The organism is uncultured Maribacter sp. (assembly GCF_963977385.1).
Taxonomy (GTDB): domain Bacteria; phylum Bacteroidota; class Bacteroidia; order Flavobacteriales; family Flavobacteriaceae; genus Maribacter.
In genome coordinates this window covers 43,749-60,421 of the sequence record NZ_CAXBOU010000025.1, presented here as the reverse complement: position 1 = coordinate 60,421, position 16,673 = coordinate 43,749, and the positions used below count along the sequence as shown (strand labels likewise).

The window sequence follows — 16,673 nt, the reverse complement described above, 5'->3', positions numbered from 1 at the left end:
TCAATCGAGAAGAAGCGATGCGGTTTTCCAAGATTGGTTCAAAAACTACCTACCATCGCTGCATCAAAGAACTACATCATTGGAAATACCTATTATACGAACCCTCACATAATCCATTTAAAGGCAGCAGAATCAAGATGTTCAATTTTGGGACAAGTGATGGACAAGCTCTGTACCCAAACCCTACCAATATCGGAACAAGCAATGGACAAGCGGTGGTATCTATAAACAAACATATACAAACAGGAAAAAACAAAGCAAATGATACTAAACTTGACCAACCAAAAAATGAAAATGAAGTCATTGATTTTTTTGAAAAGGAAAATTGGCCAGAATTGGAAGCCAAAAAATTTTACAACCACTACCAAGGCATCGGTTGGAAAGTAGGTGGAAAAACAAAAATTGTCGATTGGCACGCCACAGCTCGAAACTGGATGATAAAGGCCGAAGAGCTAAAAGAAGAAAAAACAATGGTTGCAGTTAGCCAAAATACGGACAACCTAAAGACAAGTTCCAACAAAAATTATAATGAACCATTATGAATCCCCACAAACCACATATCATTACCGAGGGTAGCGTTCAATACACCTTGGGAGAACTGAAAGACAATCAAATGCTTTATGATTTTGATAAAATGCTAATTTATCTCAATGCCAAAGGAAAACTACTTTTTGGCAAGAAATTCAAAATTTTTGAAGAAGACCGTGATATTATATTCAAGCTCTGTAATTATTTTATCAGGGATGAAGCTAATTGCAAAAAATTAGACATCGACCGCGATAAAGGGATTTTGCTTTCTGGTCCTGTTGGTTGTGGAAAAACCAGTTTAATGAAACTGTTACGCCATATTGTGCCACATCAGAAATCGTATGAGGTTATACCCACACGAAACATTGCCTTTGCCTTTAATAATATTGGGTACACCATCATTGAAAATTACGGCGACAAAAAGTTTTATTGTTTTGATGATTTGGGTGTAGAACCCACCGGAAGGCATTTTGGAAAAGATTGTAATGTAATGGGCGAAATCTTACTTTCACGTTATGATTTATTTTTAAGTCATAAAACTAAAACACACGCAACTACAAACCTCAATGCTAAAGAACTGGAGGAACGTTATGGGAATAGGGTACGTTCAAGGATGCGACAACTGTTCAATTTAATTGCCTTTGATAAAAGCAGTCGTGATAAAAGGGATTAAATCTAATTTTGGTTTTCTTCCTCTAAAAGAAGTAGTTCGTGTATCATATCGCTTTCATCCAAATATTGAGCCAACCATTCTTGTTGGGAAAGCCAATTGATATACTCTTTATCAGATTCCCAAATAGCTTCAACATATTCCCCTCTATATTTACCGAAACTAAATTTCGTTCCAGAATCTTGTCCCTCAACTTCAGTATCGAACAATTTGTAATAGGTTTCTAATAAACCTTCTTCTCTACACCTGTAATACAGCCATTGTTTTTTATAGCCTTTGTATTGCCTTCTTTTTTCAAGATATTTTACCTTTTCAACATCAGATAAGGCCTTAAATGAATTTCGTTTGGTTTTTGGTTTAAACAACCATCCAAAAGTCATCCCCAAAGTATTTTGAAGTACGTTCAAAAAGAAAATTGCAATTGCTCTCATTTTATTTGCACTAGAGTTTATAACACTCTAATTAGGCCTAATTTACGAAAAAAGACCAAAATTTTGACTTCCAGAAGTAAAGATATATTCTTAATAAAATTTTAACAATTTGTAGGAAACCGTAAGAATTTAAAAAGACATTTCAGTATATTTATAGGCGATTACGCTTAAAATATTAATGTTTAAAAAGCTAATGGGTTTTCATTGGCTTTTTTTGAATAAAATAACGTCAAAAAATGTGGAATGATAACGAAACAAACTCTGATTTTATCGACTATCAGCATCTTGTAAATGCTGTAACAAGCATTGTAAACAATGTCAATCTATTGCCTTGTAGTATTGGTGTTTTTGGCGATTGGGGAAGCGGAAAGTCGAGTCTTATGAGAATGGTTGAAGAGACCTATTTAGGGGACAAAGATGTTTTAATTATCAACTTTAATGGATGGTTATTTGAAGGGTATGAAGATACCAAAACCGTTTTGATGGGCAGGATAGTTAACGAAATAATCAAAAAAAGAAAACCACAGGATAAAGCATTAAAAATTGCAGCAAAACTTCTAAAAAAAATAGACTTACTTAAAATTGGACAATCTGCTGTTAAGCATGGAGCTGGTTTTATGTTAATGGGGCCAGCAGGACTTGCCTTAACTACTACATCAGACATCTTAAGTAAGTTGTCCAATGCCGATTATGAAGAGTATATAAAAAAGCAAAATGAAAATACTGACCCTGACGAAATCCTTAAAAATGACATTCAAGAATTCCATCTAGCATTTGAAGAATTAATTAAGGAAACCAATTTAAAAAAAATAGTAGTGTTAATTGATGATTTGGATAGGTGTTCACCAGATACAGTCATTGGAACACTTGAAGCCATTAAATTATTCTTATTTGCGAAAAATACTGCTTTTGTAATTGGGGCGGATGAACGACTCATTAAACATGCAGTTAGAAGAAGGTTTCCAGAAATACCAGGAGACAATACTGAAGTGGGACGTGATTATCTGGAAAAACTAATTCAATACCCAATAAGAATTCCACCCCTTAGTGACCTAGAATTGACAACTTACATCAATCTATTATTCACTAATTTATATACGGACATCGGAGAATTTGAACATATCAGGATAAGTGTTTTAGAAGAGAAAAATAAAGACCAATTTGGTTTTACGTTTAGATTAGAAAATGCGAATGAATTTGTTACTGAAGTCAACGAAAATCTAAAAGAAGCGTTGCTTCTCTCTGCCCAACTTGTATCGGTTCTGGCAGTAGGTCTTAATGGTAACCCCAGACAGACAAAAAGATTTTTAAACACTCTTTTGTTAAGACACCAGATGGCAAATTCCAAAGGAGAAAATCTTGATAAACGTATTTTGGCAAAACTAATGCTCTTGGAATACTTCAAGTCAGAAACGTTCAAAAGTTTTTATCAACAACAAGCAAAGAACCAAGGAATTATTACCGAATTAAAATTGATGGAAGAGTTAGTACTAGAAAATAATGATGAAAAATTAGATGAACTGCCAGTAGAATTTCAAAGTTATTTACAAGATTCTTGGATTAGACAATGGCTATCTTCAGAACCCAATGTCAGCGAGGTAAATTTACAATCCTATTTTTATTATTCAAGAGACAAATTATCCGTTTCTGGGACTAATATCCAAAGAATGAGTTCTCAAGCTCAAGAATTATTTATAAAACTCTTAAATGATTCTGAAACTATCAGAAGCTTGGCCTTAAAAGAAGTAAGGTCTCTTAGCGATGGGGATTCATCAGCGATATTTGAATCTCTAGCAGAAAGAATGAAAAATGAAGGAGAACAGAATGGGGAATCACCAACCATAAAACGTTTAATAGATTTTTGTAACGTCAGAAATGAACTAATCTCTCAATTATTAAGTTTGATTGATAAATTACCGCACCAAGTTTTACCACTTAGTATTACCACTTGGCTTCAAGGAATTTCCGAAAATACTTCGCACGAACCTACAGTTAATAAAATGATAAAAGACTGGAGTAAGAGTTCAACAAATAAGCGTTTGGCAGGAATCGCCAAACGTAAATTAAAAAACTTGTAATAAATTATGGGAACTTCTGCATCAGGTACTGGACCAAAAGGAAAAACACCATTACTACCCAGTTGGGCAACTGACTCTGACAATGCCCCAGAAACAGACGAGAAAAACAATCAGCAATCGGATGACACTTTAAATGAAACAGTAGATTCAAAACCTGAAACAGTACCAACACAAAAATTATCAGGCACAAAAAGTATACTCACAAGAATTTCTAATGGAGGTAGCGGTTCTAGTTTTAAAACTTTTGCTAAATCATATATAAAGTCATCTGGTGGTAGTAGGGCAGCCACAAAATCTTCAATTGCTGGAATTAACGTTGGTAGAAATTATCTTGGTTTTTTGAGCGGAGTTTCAAAAGAAGGCTTTAATGAAACTTTACAAAAATATGACTTATCTGATTGTATAGGTAAATCTAGTGAGGAAGTTATTGCAAAAATTGCTGATAGAATTGCCCCAACGGGTAGTACTAATGACGAAGCAATCGCACGTGCAGCCATAATGATAACATTTGACCGACTCTATGAAAAAATCCTTGATAGTGGTAGAGATATAGAATCACTAGACAGTATTAACTCAGAAACATTGTCTGATACCGTAGTTGAATTTGTGAGTGCTTATATCTTCAAGAAATGGGTTTATGAAGCTGGAATTGCTCTTGAAAGAAATGATTTATCTGAAAGCGAAGCAATTAAATTGGAAAATGAAATGCGTTTTTTTATAAGAGATGAAGTAAAAAACGGATTTAAAAAAGCTGATATTTCTAAAATAGATTTAGCTCAAGGAGAAGGAAAAAAAATAATAGAGGACATATTTGAACTCGCATATTCAACACTAGAAAAATGAGTATTTGGCACATAATAATAAAAAATAATGAGAAGGATACTTTTGATGTAAAAGTGTCTGCTTCAGAAGAAAAGTATATTTTAAACACCGTTCAATTAGGAAATGACCCATCCGCTTTGGGAACTAATATTTTCAAAGAATTACGTTTGGCAAAAATAGAACCAAAAGATGAAGTTTTAGATTTATTGCATCTTTCCCTCGGAATTTACACTACTGACCAAGTGGTTTCCAGAAAAGCTCATGGCTTTCAAGAATGGAGTCGCCACTTCAAAATATATATGCCTGTTTCCTCTTTGGACAAATGGGAAAATGCAAAAGAAGATTTGCAGAAATTACTATCGTTTTTAAGTGGAGATAAATGGGAAATTTACTTTAGAAAAAACATAATTACAGAAGGAAAACAAATTAAACTCATTAAAAACCACAACCCTAATAAAATAGAAAAGGTCGCTTTATTTTCTGGTGGAATGGACTCATTTATTGGAGCCATTGACCTATTAGAAAACAAAAAGAAGGTAACCTTTGTTAGTCACTATAAAAGAGGAGCTGATAAAAGTGCTCAAACTATGCTGTATGAAAATTTAAGAAAAAAATATGGCGATGAGTCTTTCTCTAATTATCAATTTTATGTGCAGCCAAATCAACAGCATGCCAAAGCTTCAAAAGAAGAAAGTTCTAGAGCTAGGTCTTTTTTGTTTTTGTGCCTTGGTCTAATAGTGGCAAATACATTAGAAGAAACTATTGACTTCATTATTCCCGAAAATGGCTTAATCTCTTTAAATGTTCCTTTGACTGGAACTAGACTTAGTAGTCATAGCACAAGAACTACACATCCATACTACCTATCTACATTTAAAAAAGTGATTTCCGAATTAGGGATAAAGAATAAAATTAACAATCCATATCAATGGAAAACCAAAGGCGAAATGATGGTTGAATGCAAGAATCAAAAATTGCTAAAAAAACTTAATCATGAAACACTTTCTTGCTCTCATTCAGAAAATAGTAGGTATTCAGGCATGAGACCAGGAATTCAATGTGGATATTGTGTACCATGCATTATAAGACAATCAGCAGAAAAGAAAAGTGGTACTACCGGAACTGAATATGTACACAATATAACTCAAAATGTTCCTTCACAAAAACTGGTTTCTGGCAGTGACATAAGGGCATTCAAACTATCTCTAAAGCGTTTAGAAAACCGTCCAATAAGAAGCATAATGTTTGATATTTTGAGTTCTGGCCCTTTACCGTTTGAAAGTAAGCAAGAATTAGATAAATATATAGATGTTTATCAACGTGGAATGAATGAAGTAAGAGATTTTTTAGAATGAAATATCATGACACTCATTTTCATCTGGACTTGATGTCCAATCCGATTGATATTGTAAATCAAATAGAGAAATCTAAAGTTTACACAATCGCAGTAACGAATAGCCCCAAAGTTTATTTTTATACAGAAAATATTACAAAAAACACTAAGTATATAAGACCGGCTCTTGGATTGCATCCTGAATTAGTTGGAGAAAGACATCAGGAAATTGATAAGTTCATTTCACTTTTAAGTAAGACAAAATATATTGGAGAAATAGGACTAGACAATTACAACAAATCGCCTGTAGATTATAAAAGACAGGTTCAAGTTTTTGAGAAAATAATATCAGAATGCACAAATTTTAGCGATAAGGTTTTGACGGTTCATAGTCGAAAAGCCGAAAATGATTTACTGGATATTTTTGGCAAATCGTTCCCTGGGAAAGTTATTCTACATTGGTACTCAGGCTCTATCAAAAACCTTGAAATTGCGGTATCCCGTGGATATTACTTTTCGATAAACTACCAAATGACAAAATCTAAAAACGGACAGAAGATTATTGATAGTATCCCTATTAATCAAATTCTATTAGAAACGGACGGTCCTTTTACATCATTAGGCTCAAAAAAATTCACCCCATTAATGGTTGACAGTATCCTAGATAAAATTTGTCATTTAAAAAAGGATTATAATTCAGATAAACTAAAAAACGTGATTTTAAATAACTTTTACGACCTGATTCAGAATTGATGGTTTTTAGGGGTTATGCTATTTACGAGTACTAACAATCCACCTATTAATATCTTTTATTTCTTTTTTTAGTTCTGATAAGAGCTTTTTCAAACTCTTCACAATCTCAATAAGTATTTCCTTCATAATCCAGTATTAAAATAGTTACACAATCCCATTAAAATGGCCAATGCCATAGCTCTTATATTTTTGGGTTTTAAAAAATAATCCGCTTCATCAGTATTCGTAACAAAGCCCATTTCAACGAGTATCGAAGGGCGATATGTAGTATTCTCTCGTAGCACTTGAAAATTTGAAAATCGGACAGCTCGTTTTTTAAAACCTAATTTTTGGGTGCTTTCTTTCAAAATGGACAATCCCATTTCGATAGATTTTTTTATCAGCACTTCTATGTCATTGGTATTATGTACATAAACATCTATCCCTTTTGAAGAAGTATTAGAAGCATTGCAATGTAATGATACAAACACATCAGCCTTTAAGCTTTCAGCTAATTGGCTTCTGTCCGATAAGGAAATTAAAGTGTCCTTATATCTAGTTGAGTAAATGTCAAACTTGTTATTTATAAGGGTTTTATTTAGCCTTATAATCTCATTTGCAATATCAAGCACAACATCCTTTTCTTGAATACTATTTGTGCCAATTGCACCAGTATCTTTTCCACCATGCCCAGGATCGATGATAATCACTTTTTGTTGACCGAAAATCACACAGAAATGTAGCATCAAAATCACAAAACTGACGTTTTTAGGCTTTATCCTCTTCCAAAATTTTAGAGTTATTAACATAGCACTTCTCGATTTTCATAAAATTTGATACCAATTCGTATCAAATAAAAACAATTGATGTCAAAATTTATTTTATTCACAAATTACTGATTATCAGTTATTTGCGTTGTAATATACACTATTTTTCAAATATCAAAATTGACGTAAAATTTAAATCACCTTGATTATGAAAAAATCACATTATGTAACCATCTTATCATTACTTATTTCAAGTACGACTTTTGCACAAATTGGAGGTATCGAAGATTCCGTAAACGATGTTTCCGATACTATCCGAACCATTTTCCCTATTATTCTGGGCGTTATATTCTTAATTGGCTTTCTATTCAATGCAGGACACTTCTTTGGCGAAAATGCCGATTTAAAAAAAGGTATTACCCGTGTATTGGTCTTTGTATTGATTGCGGGAGCAGTCGTGGGCATCTTTACGTACCTCATTAGCATCGTAGTGTAATGAAACGATTCGAGGTCTATAAAAACATACGCAAGCGAGCCGTGATTATGGGTCTGCCCATATCATTGTTCGCTTTAATGATGACCGTTGTTATCGGTTCATTGCTGTTCATCATCTTTTCGTTCAGCTTTACTGTTATCATTTCAGTATTTCTATTGAACGGTGCACTGTATATCGTATTGACTCACATTACCAAAAACCCTGCATTGATGCACATCAAAAAGGTATTCCCACAAACAATTAGTAACAAAAAAGGAAGTCGTCTGTACTATGAAGAAAATTAACCTATCGGCATATCATCCTATTTTGGATATTCAAGACCATATCGTGTTCGCTAATAACGGCAATGTGGTATTGGGCTATCAAGTGGACAATCCTGAAATCTATTCCCTCGCGGAAAAAGATTTTGAGGATATTCACGGTTCGTGGTTTCAAGCGTTTAAATCATTGCCTATTGCCACGGTTATCCACAAACAGGACATCTATCAGAAAGCTGAATATTTGGCGGAAGAACTTCCGAACAAAAGCTTTTTGCAACGTGCCACACACGATTATTTTAAAGGTCGGGAATTCATTAAACATTCTTCTTACCTATTCTTTATACTTCCGCACAACAAAGCTTTGAACGCACCGAAGTTTACCAACCCATTCCGCAAGGTCGAAAAGGGTATTCATAAGCAAATGGACCATAACGTTCAGGAATTTATTGCTTCTGTTAACGATGCCGTTTCCTTTGTAAATAACAGCCGGAAAGTGTCATTGATACCTTTGGGTATCGATAAAGTCTTGTCATTGACCAATGCTTATTTTAATGGATTCAACGAAGGATTTGATACCGACATTCTATTGAAAAAAGCGAATATTGAAATTGGCGACCATCATTTTGATGTGCTGGCCATCAATAGCGAATTGTGTTATGGCGATGTGGTTCAGAGTAGCAAGACCAATGATAAATTTACTTCGGACGACTTTGTATTCCACCAAGGATTTATTGACGGATTAGGGTTGAATCTCAATGAAAATCATATTGTCAACCAAATCATTTATTTGGATGATAAGCACAAATGGCGAAAGCTGTTGGACAAGAAAATTGAAGAACTCAAAAAGAGTTCCAATTTTGGAACACAGAACAAAGTCATCTTAAAGAAGATTGAAGACATTGTTACCAAAATCAATGAGGACGATAGTTCAAGAATTATTAGGGGTCATCTAAATATTATATTCTGGGATAAAGATGAAGCACAATTAGAAAGAATTGCTTCCAAAATAAAAACCGAATTCAAAGAATTGGATATAGTGCCTTATTATCCAAAAGGCGAAGAACGCAAGCAATATTTCTTAAACTCATATTGCTGTTTTACTTCCAATTTTTCTAATGAGGATTTATACGTAACCGATTTAAAACACGCTCTTTGCCTGTACATTAACAATACCAACTATCAGTCAGATGCCACAGGTGTCATCTTTAATGACAGACAACATAACATTCCTGTACTTAAAGATGTCTGGGATGAAAAGAAGAAACGCATCAAGGCAAGGAACTTTGCCATTTTCGCACCTACTGGAGAGGGAAAATCTTTTTTGGCAAACAATATTCTACGCCAATATTTTGAACAAAATGTTCGATTGGTCATTATTGATTTAGGTGGTTCATATTCAAAATTTGCCAAGCTCTATCCAGACGACCATATCATCCTTCGCTATGAACAGGGAAAAAATTTGGGTATCAATCCATTCTATATCTCTGATGTCAATGATTTGACACCAGAGCGATTGGAAGATTTGGCAATCTTCCTTTTAGAGCTCTTGGCTTCGGGCAAAGCAACGACTAAAGCTGAAGAAGTGGCGGTCAAAAAAGTACTTCGGTACTACTATCTACAAAATGTGGGTGGTACACATTCTTTGGAAAATTTATACCAGTTCGTTGATACAAAAAAAGACACCTTTTTAGAAGAACTACATATTCAAGAGCAACATTTCAACATCTACGATTTTCTGCACATTCTCTCTGAATATGTGGATGATGGCTTGTACAGCTTCCTGTTCAATGTAAGTGAAGACCAGACCTATAAAATTGAGGATAAAAGACTGATTGTTTTTGAACTTGATGAAGTAAAGGACAATAAGGAAATCCTTTCCGTAATGTTGAAGCTGATTAAATCTGCCATTCAAAGAACCATTTGGAGAAATAAAGCCGAGAGGGGAATCATCCTATTCGACGAGTTTGCCAAACAGCTCAAATTTGGAAATGTACTCGAAAGTGTAGAATTCTATTATCAAGCCATTAGAAAACAAAATGGAGCGATTGGGATTATACTGCAATCCATTAACCAATTGCCCAACAATTCCACATCGGCGAGTATTCTTGAAAACACCCAAGTAATTTACAGCCTTCGCAATGAAAAAGGCTATGCGGAATTAAAAAACAGGCTCAACCTTTCCAGTCACGATTTGAACCAGTTAAAATCCATTCGGAACAACCTTACGGGAACACGAAAATATACCGAAATGTTTATCAAAATTGGAAAGGAAAGCAACATTTTTCGATTGGAAGTACCACCAGAAGTCTTTGCTGCCTACTTAACTGATGGACGAGAGAGCGAAGAAATAATGAAGCTCTATGAAAAGCATAAAAATATGGAACAAGCCATTAAAATATTTATTAATTCTTAAAAACAAAAATTATGAGACAGACAATTAAAAAACTAATGTTATCCGCACTATTTGTAGTGCTAATTGGAAGTAACGCTTCGGCCCAGGGGATGCCTGTGTATGACAACACAAACTTTATCTCTTTTGTAAAATCATTGTTGGAATCCGGTAAACAGACCGCCAATTTAATGAAGACGGTAAAATTCCTTAAAACGCAAAAGGAAAATATCGATAAGGTAAACGATGTAATCAAACAACTTAAAGCGGTCAGGGAATTAGCAAGAAATAACCAACGCCTGTTTGATGTTGTACAGGATGATTTAAGGGAAATACTCAATTCCCCTTTTATCAAACCAGATGAAGTTACACGTATTTCAGATTCCTTTGATGCCATCCTTGAAAATTCTATGGCAGGTATGGAGTATATCGACCAAATACTGTCCAACGACAATATGAAGATGACCGATGCCGAACGAGCCGAAGTACTCAAAGAAAAGGAATTGGAATCCAAGGAAATGGTAGCGGAAATTGAAGCCAAGACTAGACGCTATCGAGAGATTATTCAATTTCGGGAAATGCAGCACAAAATCAACAACCGAGAAACCAATTACTAATGTCAGGTATTTTTTTAGGCATAGGGTTAGAATATGTGGACACTATTTTTCAAACGATAAAAAATAGTGATTTCTCGCAATACACTATTGCAGGTATGAAGACCCTTGCCATATTGTTCTTTCTCATCAACATCCTAAAAAAGTACAATGAAGGCGTTGCTAATAATGAGGGCTACACTTGGGGCTTAACCCCTGCGGAACTGGCAAAAAACTTTGCAATAGTAATTTTAGTGATTTTTTCCACACAGGTATTGAGTGTTTTCGACACTATTTTGGTGGCCATTGAAAACCAATATCGGGACACGGCACCCGCACTTCTTCCTTTGCAGATGCAAGATATTGACATCGAACAGGATGTAAGTGCTTGGGATGCCGCCACTAAAGCAATGGCGATGCTCTACGAAGCATTAGTTACACCTTTATATGGTTTAAAGATACTATCCTTTATTGCCGGAATATTTCTCTGGCTGTTGGATTTGTTTATCTACCCCTTATTCCTTGCAGAACGCTTCTTTTTATTGGGCATAATGCAAGCATTTTTCCCACTTGTCATTAGTCTTGCAGTCTTTGAAAAGTTCAGGTCATTGGCCTACAACTTTTTCAAACTTTATGCAGGTGTTTATATGTTAGTTCCTGCCTTTTTTCTGGTCAATGTTTTCGTGAATAATCTTTATACCGAAATCAATACCAATTTCTGGAGCGACTTATTTGGTACGGATTGGGGTAGTAATTTTTTCGCACCGCTTTTACAGTTAGGGTCTATCGGATTTATTGTATTGCTGAAATTCAAATTATATAAACGAGCGACCTCGTTCACTTTTAAACTCTTTACAGGCTGATATAGCAATAATAATTTACAGATGAAAACACCATATAAGAATATTTACAACATCTTAAAGCTCAATCGCTTTATAGTATTGACCGTCGTTATTGGAGCTGTGCTAACCTGCATTATTTCTGTATTGATGGTCATAAAGCTACATAAAGAAACGGTTAACAATGCCTTTGTGGTCAATACGGATGGAAGCGTTATCCCTCTCAAACTGGTATCTCAACAAGAAAATATAAAAGTTGAAGTCTTGGCACAACTGGAGTTGTTCCATACCTATTTCTACAACATAGATGCCAGCAATTACGAAAAGAACTTGGAGAAAGCTTTATGGTTAGGCAATAGTTCTGTAGATGCTCTGTACCGACAGAAAAAAGCTGATGGAGTCTATAACCGTTTGTTACAGTATTCGTTGGTTCAAAAAGTATTGAATATCGAATCCAAAGTTGATATTCAAAACGAACCCTACAAGTTTGAAACGAAAACCATTTTTGAAATCAATAGAGGTACTATCACAGATACTTACGAATTGACCACAACGGGAAATTTGATTCACGTTGACAGGAACTTTCCTAATAATACCCACGGATTGCTGATTACCAACTTTTTTGAAAGTACGTTACGAAAATTAGAAAATTATGAAAGCCAATAGAGGCATTTAAAAATATACAGAATGAAAGTAGAAAAAAATAAAATAGTCTTTTCCATCGTCTTGGTGTGCATCCTGCTTTTTATAGGTGGCTATGCAATGCTTGTATTGGGCGAGGACGAAGAACCGACCATTGAGAACAACCAGATTCCTGTACCGGAACTGGAAGACGACCAAAAGGAATACGATTCCAAATTGGATGCCCTAAACGATTTAAAGGAAGTAAGGGAGACCAATGCACCGAGTATTTATGATGAACGTCTGTTGGATTCCACAGGCGTATATGACCCTGATTTATTGGATAAGAAAAAAATGCAGATGGTAGATAGTATCTACCAACAAGGTCAGATTCGATATTCAGATAGAACGTTTGAAAATATAAATCCCAGATACTATCCACCAAAACCACCTATTAAGAAGGAAAAAGACACAACGGATGCCATTGTAGAAAAAGAAGCGAATGTTGAAGCCAAAGAACGTGCTTTGGAGCATCAACTCTTTTTTGCCTCGCATCCCATTGAAAATGATAATTTGAATTCAAAAAATACCGATGATTTCATCTATGTACGAGTAGATGGCACACAGACCGTCAAAACCAATTATCGATTACAAATGCGGTTGATAAAAGATGCTACCATTTATGGACAACGCTATTCCAAGAATACGCCTATTTATGGATTTGTCAATTTTAAACCCAATCGCACAATCATAGACATTGAGAATATCAATCATCAGCCAGTAAAATTGAAAGCCTATGATTTTCAGGATGGTAGCGAAGGGATTTATGTTGAAAACAGTTTTAGAGCCGAAGTTACCAATGAAATCGTTGGCGATATGGTGGACGACATTAATATTACTGGTGTACCACAAGTCGGCGGTTTCAAGAAAATATTCCAACGTAACCACAAAAATGTAAAGGTTACGATAACCGATAATTACAAACTCATTTTAAGGCTTCCTAAAACAAAATACCAAGGAAAGCCAATAATGGGCAATTACTAAACTTACTATTATTATGAAAAGCCCTTAAAGGGCAATTAATTAAAACGTACTCTTATGAAAATTTTAATCACATCTTTATCGTTGATTTTTTCAATGTCAATTTCAGCACAGCAACAGCTGGACACCATTTACGCCAACGACCAAAAGAACGTTGCCTTATTTTTTCCCAATCCCATACGACAGGGCATCACCGGAGCTTCCCATTTCGTATTCACATACAATCGTGAGAAGGAACAATACTTTGGATTGTTACAGGCAAAGCCTGGAACGGAAAGCAACCTATTGACCGTTACAAGTGATGGTAGCGTTTATTCATATATACTGAAGTATTCTGAAAAACTTCCAGAATTGAATTATTTTATCAATGAAAATGAAAGCATTGGTAGTGAACTTCCTGAAAAAATAAATGACAAACCCATTGCCAAACCAGTAAATGAATATTCCAGCAGGATAACACATTTTCAAAAATTCAGCGAATACTTGTTAAAATCCAATTTTGAACGCATTGAAACGAAACGTAAAAAGGGAATCAAACTAAAATTGCAAAAAATGGCATACGATGCTTCTGAAGTGTATTTGGTTATAGAGGTCAAGAACAAGTCTGGAATCGGTTTTGAAATCGACTATCTTAATGTGTATAGAACCAATGGAAACAAAAAGCGAAAAGCTTCCTATCAAAGATTGAAACAAGACGTGATATACAAACACAAAATGCCATATTCCATTACTGATGGAGAAAGTCAATGCTTTGTGTACGTAATTCCAAAGTTTGTTTTAGGGGATAATGAAAAGTTGATGCTCGAATTGAAGGAACTAAAAGGAAGTAGAAAAATAATTTTGGAAACAAAGCTTTGAAAAATCGTCTATCGATTTTATTTGAGAGAATAAAGCATTTTTGTTCAAATTAAAACAAGCCAACTATAAATTGAAAAGCTAATCCACAAACGGTGCATTTATTTTTCACGACCTCTTAATTTAGCATTCTAAAAACAAAAAGAGATAAAATTTTCCAAACGCTTTGGAATTTGTATTTAAGTATTTGCTTAAATGCGTAATTAATTATATATTTGTTCGTCTAAAACAATACTATGAAACTTGAAATATCCTGTACCCGAGCTGAAGCCAACCACAAACAGTTATTAAATTGTATGTCCACATTAAATAGTATGGAAATTAATTTTGAAAAAATATCGAAATTATTATCCATTTCAGGTAATGAGGTGCGCTTAAAGATTCTATTTCTTTTAAATATGGAAAAAGAACTATGTCCTTGTGACTTATCAGATATTTTAGGTATGAGCGTGCCAGCAGTTTCACAGCATATACGAAAAATGAAAGATGCAGGTATTATAAGCTCAAGGAGAGAAGGCCAAACCTTATACTATTCATTGAATAAGGATGAGACGGATATTCTGAATAGTATTTTTAAGTCAATCAAATTAGAAAGAAAAATAGCATAAATTTTATAACAATGAACACAGAAAAAACCTCAAAAAATGTAGCCTATACAGGTTTGTTTGCAGCTGTAGCAGCATCATCCTGTTGTATTCCACCAGTTATTGCACTAATCGCTGGCGTAGGCGGTGGCGCTTCCACTTTATCTTGGATGGAACCCTTTAGACCTTATCTTATAGGATTGGCAGTGTTGGCCATCGGTTATGCTTGGTACAGTTATTTAAAGACCAAAAAAGCTGATGATTGTTGCGAAGTAGATGCAAAACCAAAGTGGTTTCAAACTAAAGGATTTTTAATAGGAATTACACTATTTGCGGCTATCTCAATAAGCTTTCCATATTACTCTCACATTTTTTATCCTGATAATAAGAAAGAAGTTGTTATCGTGAATCAATCTAACATTCAAACTGTGAATTTTGAGGTTGAAGGTATGACTTGCGCTTCTTGTGAACAACACGTAACGCACGCAGTTAATAATTTAGAAGGTATTATAAATGTAAATGCTTCTTATGAAAAAGCTAACGCAAAAGTAGAATTCGATAATTCGAAAACTACTAAAGAGGATATAGAAAAAGCAATTAATTCTACAGGTTATAAAGTAATTAATAAATAAAATTCTTAATTGTGAAAAATTATATAATCATCTTTCTTTTTGCATTTGTAATTACTTCTTGTAAAGAAAATAAAAAAGAAACGGATTCAACCGCAGTTGAAAATAAGCTAACTACACAGGATATCGATTATCCAGTTATTAAAGTTGGCAAAGGACCAGACGCCTTATTTCTAACACCCGATAAATCATTTTTATATGTTGCAAATGTGGAGGACACATTAATTTCAGTTATTGATACCCAAACAGATAAAGTAATAAAAAATATAGAAGGTATAAAGTATCCTTGGGGTTTTGTTCAGTTAGCGGAAAGTAATTTGGTAGCGGTTAGTGGTTACGATAAGCAAGTGGTTATCATTGATTTTGACAATCATACCACTCTAAAAGAGAAACTATTTGAAACTCATATAGGTGGAATTACTGCAAATAAAAAAGGAAATTTAATCTATGCAATAGCAATAGATGAAAATAAAGTGTTGCAACTGGACGCTACTACTCTCAATATATTAAAAACATTCCCTACAGGAAAAGGACCGGATGGAATAGGCATCTCGGAGAATGATTCAAAGCTGTTTGTTACCAATACGGAAGATGGAAGCATTTCTGTGATTGATATAGAAACAGGAAAACAATCCATCCTTAAAACAGGAGGAAAACCTGAACTCATACACGGCAACAAAGACCATTCACTATTATATATAAGTAATTTCTTTGGAAATAAAATTCATATTATAGATACCGAAAACGGAGAAATTGTAAAGGAAATAGAAAACATAAAAACCCCCGAAGAAGCAATCTTATCCGAAGATGAAAATATATTATACGTTGTAAGTTTTGATTTGTCAGAAGTTTACGTGTATGATGCGGTTACACTCGAAAAGAAATCAACTTCTTATGAAACAGGTAATAAGCCCATTGGTGTAATGCCTGTTGGAAACAAATTATATGTTTCTAATTATGGAGATAATTCAATATCAATAATCAATAAATAATCTTAAAATATTT

The 16,673-nt window shown here is 34.3% G+C and carries 19 protein-coding genes; 17 read left to right on the top strand and 2 right to left on the bottom strand.

The window, feature by feature from the left end; genetic code table 11:
* Both AAC084_RS19810 and AAC084_RS19805 read left to right on the top strand, forming a co-directional pair.
* Positions 1-542, top strand: a 542-nt coding sequence (locus AAC084_RS19810) for a hypothetical protein (protein WP_339842041.1), incomplete at its 5' end; no start/stop codon positions are given.
* Positions 539-1,201, top strand: a complete 663-nt coding sequence (locus AAC084_RS19805) for an ATPase (protein WP_110355858.1) — start codon at positions 539-541, stop codon at positions 1,199-1,201. The genes AAC084_RS19810 and AAC084_RS19805, both read left to right, overlap by 4 nt.
* A gap of 2 nt (positions 1,202-1,203) precedes the next feature.
* Here the strand turns inward: AAC084_RS19805 and AAC084_RS19800 are convergent, their stop codons facing one another.
* Positions 1,204-1,629 carry a hypothetical protein gene (locus AAC084_RS19800; RefSeq protein WP_025743372.1) on the bottom strand — a complete coding sequence of 142 codons (426 nt, stop codon included), beginning with the start codon at positions 1,627-1,629 and terminating at the stop codon, positions 1,204-1,206.
* A gap of 236 nt (positions 1,630-1,865) precedes the next feature.
* On the opposite strand from AAC084_RS19800, the gene AAC084_RS19795 reads away from it, so the two are divergent.
* From AAC084_RS19795 to qatD, 4 genes are read left to right on the top strand one after another with little or no spacing between them, the layout of a single operon-like run.
* The gene (locus AAC084_RS19795) at positions 1,866-3,707 is read left to right on the top strand and encodes a P-loop NTPase fold protein (protein ID WP_025743371.1); all 1,842 of its coding nucleotides are present in this window, start codon (positions 1,866-1,868) and stop codon (positions 3,705-3,707) included.
* A 6-nt stretch (positions 3,708-3,713) separates the two neighbouring features.
* Positions 3,714-4,550, top strand: a complete 837-nt coding sequence (qatB, locus tag AAC084_RS19790) for a Qat anti-phage system associated protein QatB (RefSeq protein ID WP_025743370.1) — start codon at positions 3,714-3,716, stop codon at positions 4,548-4,550.
* Positions 4,547-5,884 (top strand): Qat anti-phage system QueC-like protein QatC, encoded by a 1,338-nt coding sequence (gene qatC, locus AAC084_RS19785; protein WP_025743369.1) that lies wholly within the window; start codon positions 4,547-4,549, stop codon positions 5,882-5,884. Before qatB ends, qatC begins: the two co-directional genes overlap by 4 nt.
* On the top strand, positions 5,881-6,615 hold the full coding sequence (gene qatD / locus AAC084_RS19780) for a Qat anti-phage system TatD family nuclease QatD (RefSeq protein WP_025743368.1): 735 nt from the start codon (positions 5,881-5,883) through the stop codon (positions 6,613-6,615). Before qatC ends, qatD begins: the two co-directional genes overlap by 4 nt.
* Before the next feature lie 122 nt (positions 6,616-6,737).
* Here qatD and AAC084_RS19775 read toward each other — a convergent pair whose 3' ends face one another.
* The gene (locus AAC084_RS19775; RefSeq protein ID WP_025743367.1) at positions 6,738-7,403 is read right to left on the bottom strand and encodes an N-acetylmuramoyl-L-alanine amidase; all 666 of its coding nucleotides are present in this window, start codon (positions 7,401-7,403) and stop codon (positions 6,738-6,740) included.
* 166 nt (positions 7,404-7,569) lie between these two features.
* Between AAC084_RS19775 and AAC084_RS19770 the strand changes: the two genes are divergently transcribed.
* The 11 genes from AAC084_RS19770 (at position 7,570) to AAC084_RS19720 (ending at position 16,660) form a co-directional block, all read left to right on the top strand.
* Positions 7,570-7,857 carry a hypothetical protein gene (locus tag AAC084_RS19770; RefSeq protein WP_025743366.1) on the top strand — a complete coding sequence of 96 codons (288 nt, stop codon included), beginning with the start codon at positions 7,570-7,572 and terminating at the stop codon, positions 7,855-7,857.
* Positions 7,857-8,141, top strand: a complete 285-nt coding sequence (locus AAC084_RS19765; protein WP_027126732.1) for a hypothetical protein — start codon at positions 7,857-7,859, stop codon at positions 8,139-8,141. The genes AAC084_RS19770 and AAC084_RS19765 overlap by 1 nt, the downstream gene beginning before the upstream one ends.
* A complete protein-coding gene (locus tag AAC084_RS19760) occupies positions 8,128-10,530 on the top strand; it encodes a TraG family conjugative transposon ATPase (protein ID WP_339842040.1) in 2,403 nt (800 codons plus the stop codon). Before AAC084_RS19765 ends, AAC084_RS19760 begins: the two co-directional genes overlap by 14 nt.
* Positions 10,531-10,541: 11 nt before the next feature.
* Complete coding sequence (locus AAC084_RS19755; protein WP_339842039.1) at positions 10,542-11,123, top strand: conjugal transfer protein; 582 nt, start codon at positions 10,542-10,544, stop codon at positions 11,121-11,123.
* Positions 11,123-11,962: a hypothetical protein gene (locus AAC084_RS19750; protein WP_339842038.1), complete on the top strand. Its 840-nt coding sequence runs from the start codon at positions 11,123-11,125 to the stop codon at positions 11,960-11,962. The genes AAC084_RS19755 and AAC084_RS19750 overlap by 1 nt, the downstream gene beginning before the upstream one ends.
* A 21-nt stretch (positions 11,963-11,983) precedes the next feature.
* On the top strand, positions 11,984-12,604 hold the full coding sequence (locus AAC084_RS19745; RefSeq protein WP_339842037.1) for a conjugal transfer protein TraK: 621 nt from the start codon (positions 11,984-11,986) through the stop codon (positions 12,602-12,604).
* A 21-nt stretch (positions 12,605-12,625) separates the two neighbouring features.
* Complete coding sequence (traM, locus tag AAC084_RS19740) at positions 12,626-13,603, top strand: conjugative transposon protein TraM (RefSeq protein WP_339842036.1); 978 nt, start codon at positions 12,626-12,628, stop codon at positions 13,601-13,603.
* Between the two features lie 54 nt (positions 13,604-13,657).
* A complete protein-coding gene (locus tag AAC084_RS19735; RefSeq protein WP_339842035.1) occupies positions 13,658-14,458 on the top strand; it encodes a DUF4138 domain-containing protein in 801 nt (266 codons plus the stop codon).
* Positions 14,459-14,691: 233 nt separating this feature from the next.
* Positions 14,692-15,063, top strand: coding sequence for a metalloregulator ArsR/SmtB family transcription factor (locus tag AAC084_RS19730; RefSeq protein ID WP_210707808.1), 372 nt, complete (start codon positions 14,692-14,694; stop codon positions 15,061-15,063).
* Between the two features lie 11 nt (positions 15,064-15,074).
* The gene (gene merTP / locus AAC084_RS19725; RefSeq protein ID WP_210707807.1) at positions 15,075-15,671 is read left to right on the top strand and encodes a mercuric transport protein MerTP; all 597 of its coding nucleotides are present in this window, start codon (positions 15,075-15,077) and stop codon (positions 15,669-15,671) included.
* A gap of 11 nt (positions 15,672-15,682) precedes the next feature.
* Positions 15,683-16,660 (top strand): YncE family protein, encoded by a 978-nt coding sequence (locus AAC084_RS19720; protein ID WP_210707806.1) that lies wholly within the window; start codon positions 15,683-15,685, stop codon positions 16,658-16,660.
* The last annotated feature ends 13 nt before the right edge of the window (positions 16,661-16,673 follow it).

Bases quoted from the DNA above. Each gene is read 5' to 3' on its own strand.
- AAC084_RS19775 (WP_025743367.1), bottom strand. From the start codon at position 7,403: ATGTTAATAACTCTAAAATTTTGGAAGAGGATAAAGCCTAAAAACGTC.
- AAC084_RS19750 (WP_339842038.1), top strand. From the start codon at position 11,123: ATGTCAGGTATTTTTTTAGGCATAGGGTTAGAATATGTGGACACTATT.
- qatD (WP_025743368.1), top strand. From the start codon at position 5,881: ATGAAATATCATGACACTCATTTTCATCTGGACTTGATGTCCAATCCG.
- qatC (WP_025743369.1), top strand. From the start codon at position 4,547: ATGAGTATTTGGCACATAATAATAAAAAATAATGAGAAGGATACTTTT.
- traM (WP_339842036.1), top strand. From the start codon at position 12,626: ATGAAAGTAGAAAAAAATAAAATAGTCTTTTCCATCGTCTTGGTGTGC.
- AAC084_RS19730 (WP_210707808.1), top strand. From the start codon at position 14,692: ATGAAACTTGAAATATCCTGTACCCGAGCTGAAGCCAACCACAAACAG.
- AAC084_RS19805 (WP_110355858.1), top strand. From the start codon at position 539: ATGAATCCCCACAAACCACATATCATTACCGAGGGTAGCGTTCAATAC.
- AAC084_RS19765 (WP_027126732.1), top strand. From the start codon at position 7,857: ATGAAACGATTCGAGGTCTATAAAAACATACGCAAGCGAGCCGTGATT.
- AAC084_RS19745 (WP_339842037.1), top strand. From the start codon at position 11,984: ATGAAAACACCATATAAGAATATTTACAACATCTTAAAGCTCAATCGC.
- AAC084_RS19800 (WP_025743372.1), bottom strand. From the start codon at position 1,629: ATGAGAGCAATTGCAATTTTCTTTTTGAACGTACTTCAAAATACTTTG.
- qatB (WP_025743370.1), top strand. From the start codon at position 3,714: ATGGGAACTTCTGCATCAGGTACTGGACCAAAAGGAAAAACACCATTA.
- merTP (WP_210707807.1), top strand. From the start codon at position 15,075: ATGAACACAGAAAAAACCTCAAAAAATGTAGCCTATACAGGTTTGTTT.
- AAC084_RS19735 (WP_339842035.1), top strand. From the start codon at position 13,658: ATGAAAATTTTAATCACATCTTTATCGTTGATTTTTTCAATGTCAATT.
- AAC084_RS19770 (WP_025743366.1), top strand. From the start codon at position 7,570: ATGAAAAAATCACATTATGTAACCATCTTATCATTACTTATTTCAAGT.
- AAC084_RS19755 (WP_339842039.1), top strand. From the start codon at position 10,542: ATGAGACAGACAATTAAAAAACTAATGTTATCCGCACTATTTGTAGTG.
- AAC084_RS19795 (WP_025743371.1), top strand. From the start codon at position 1,866: ATGTGGAATGATAACGAAACAAACTCTGATTTTATCGACTATCAGCAT.
- AAC084_RS19760 (WP_339842040.1), top strand. From the start codon at position 8,128: ATGAAGAAAATTAACCTATCGGCATATCATCCTATTTTGGATATTCAA.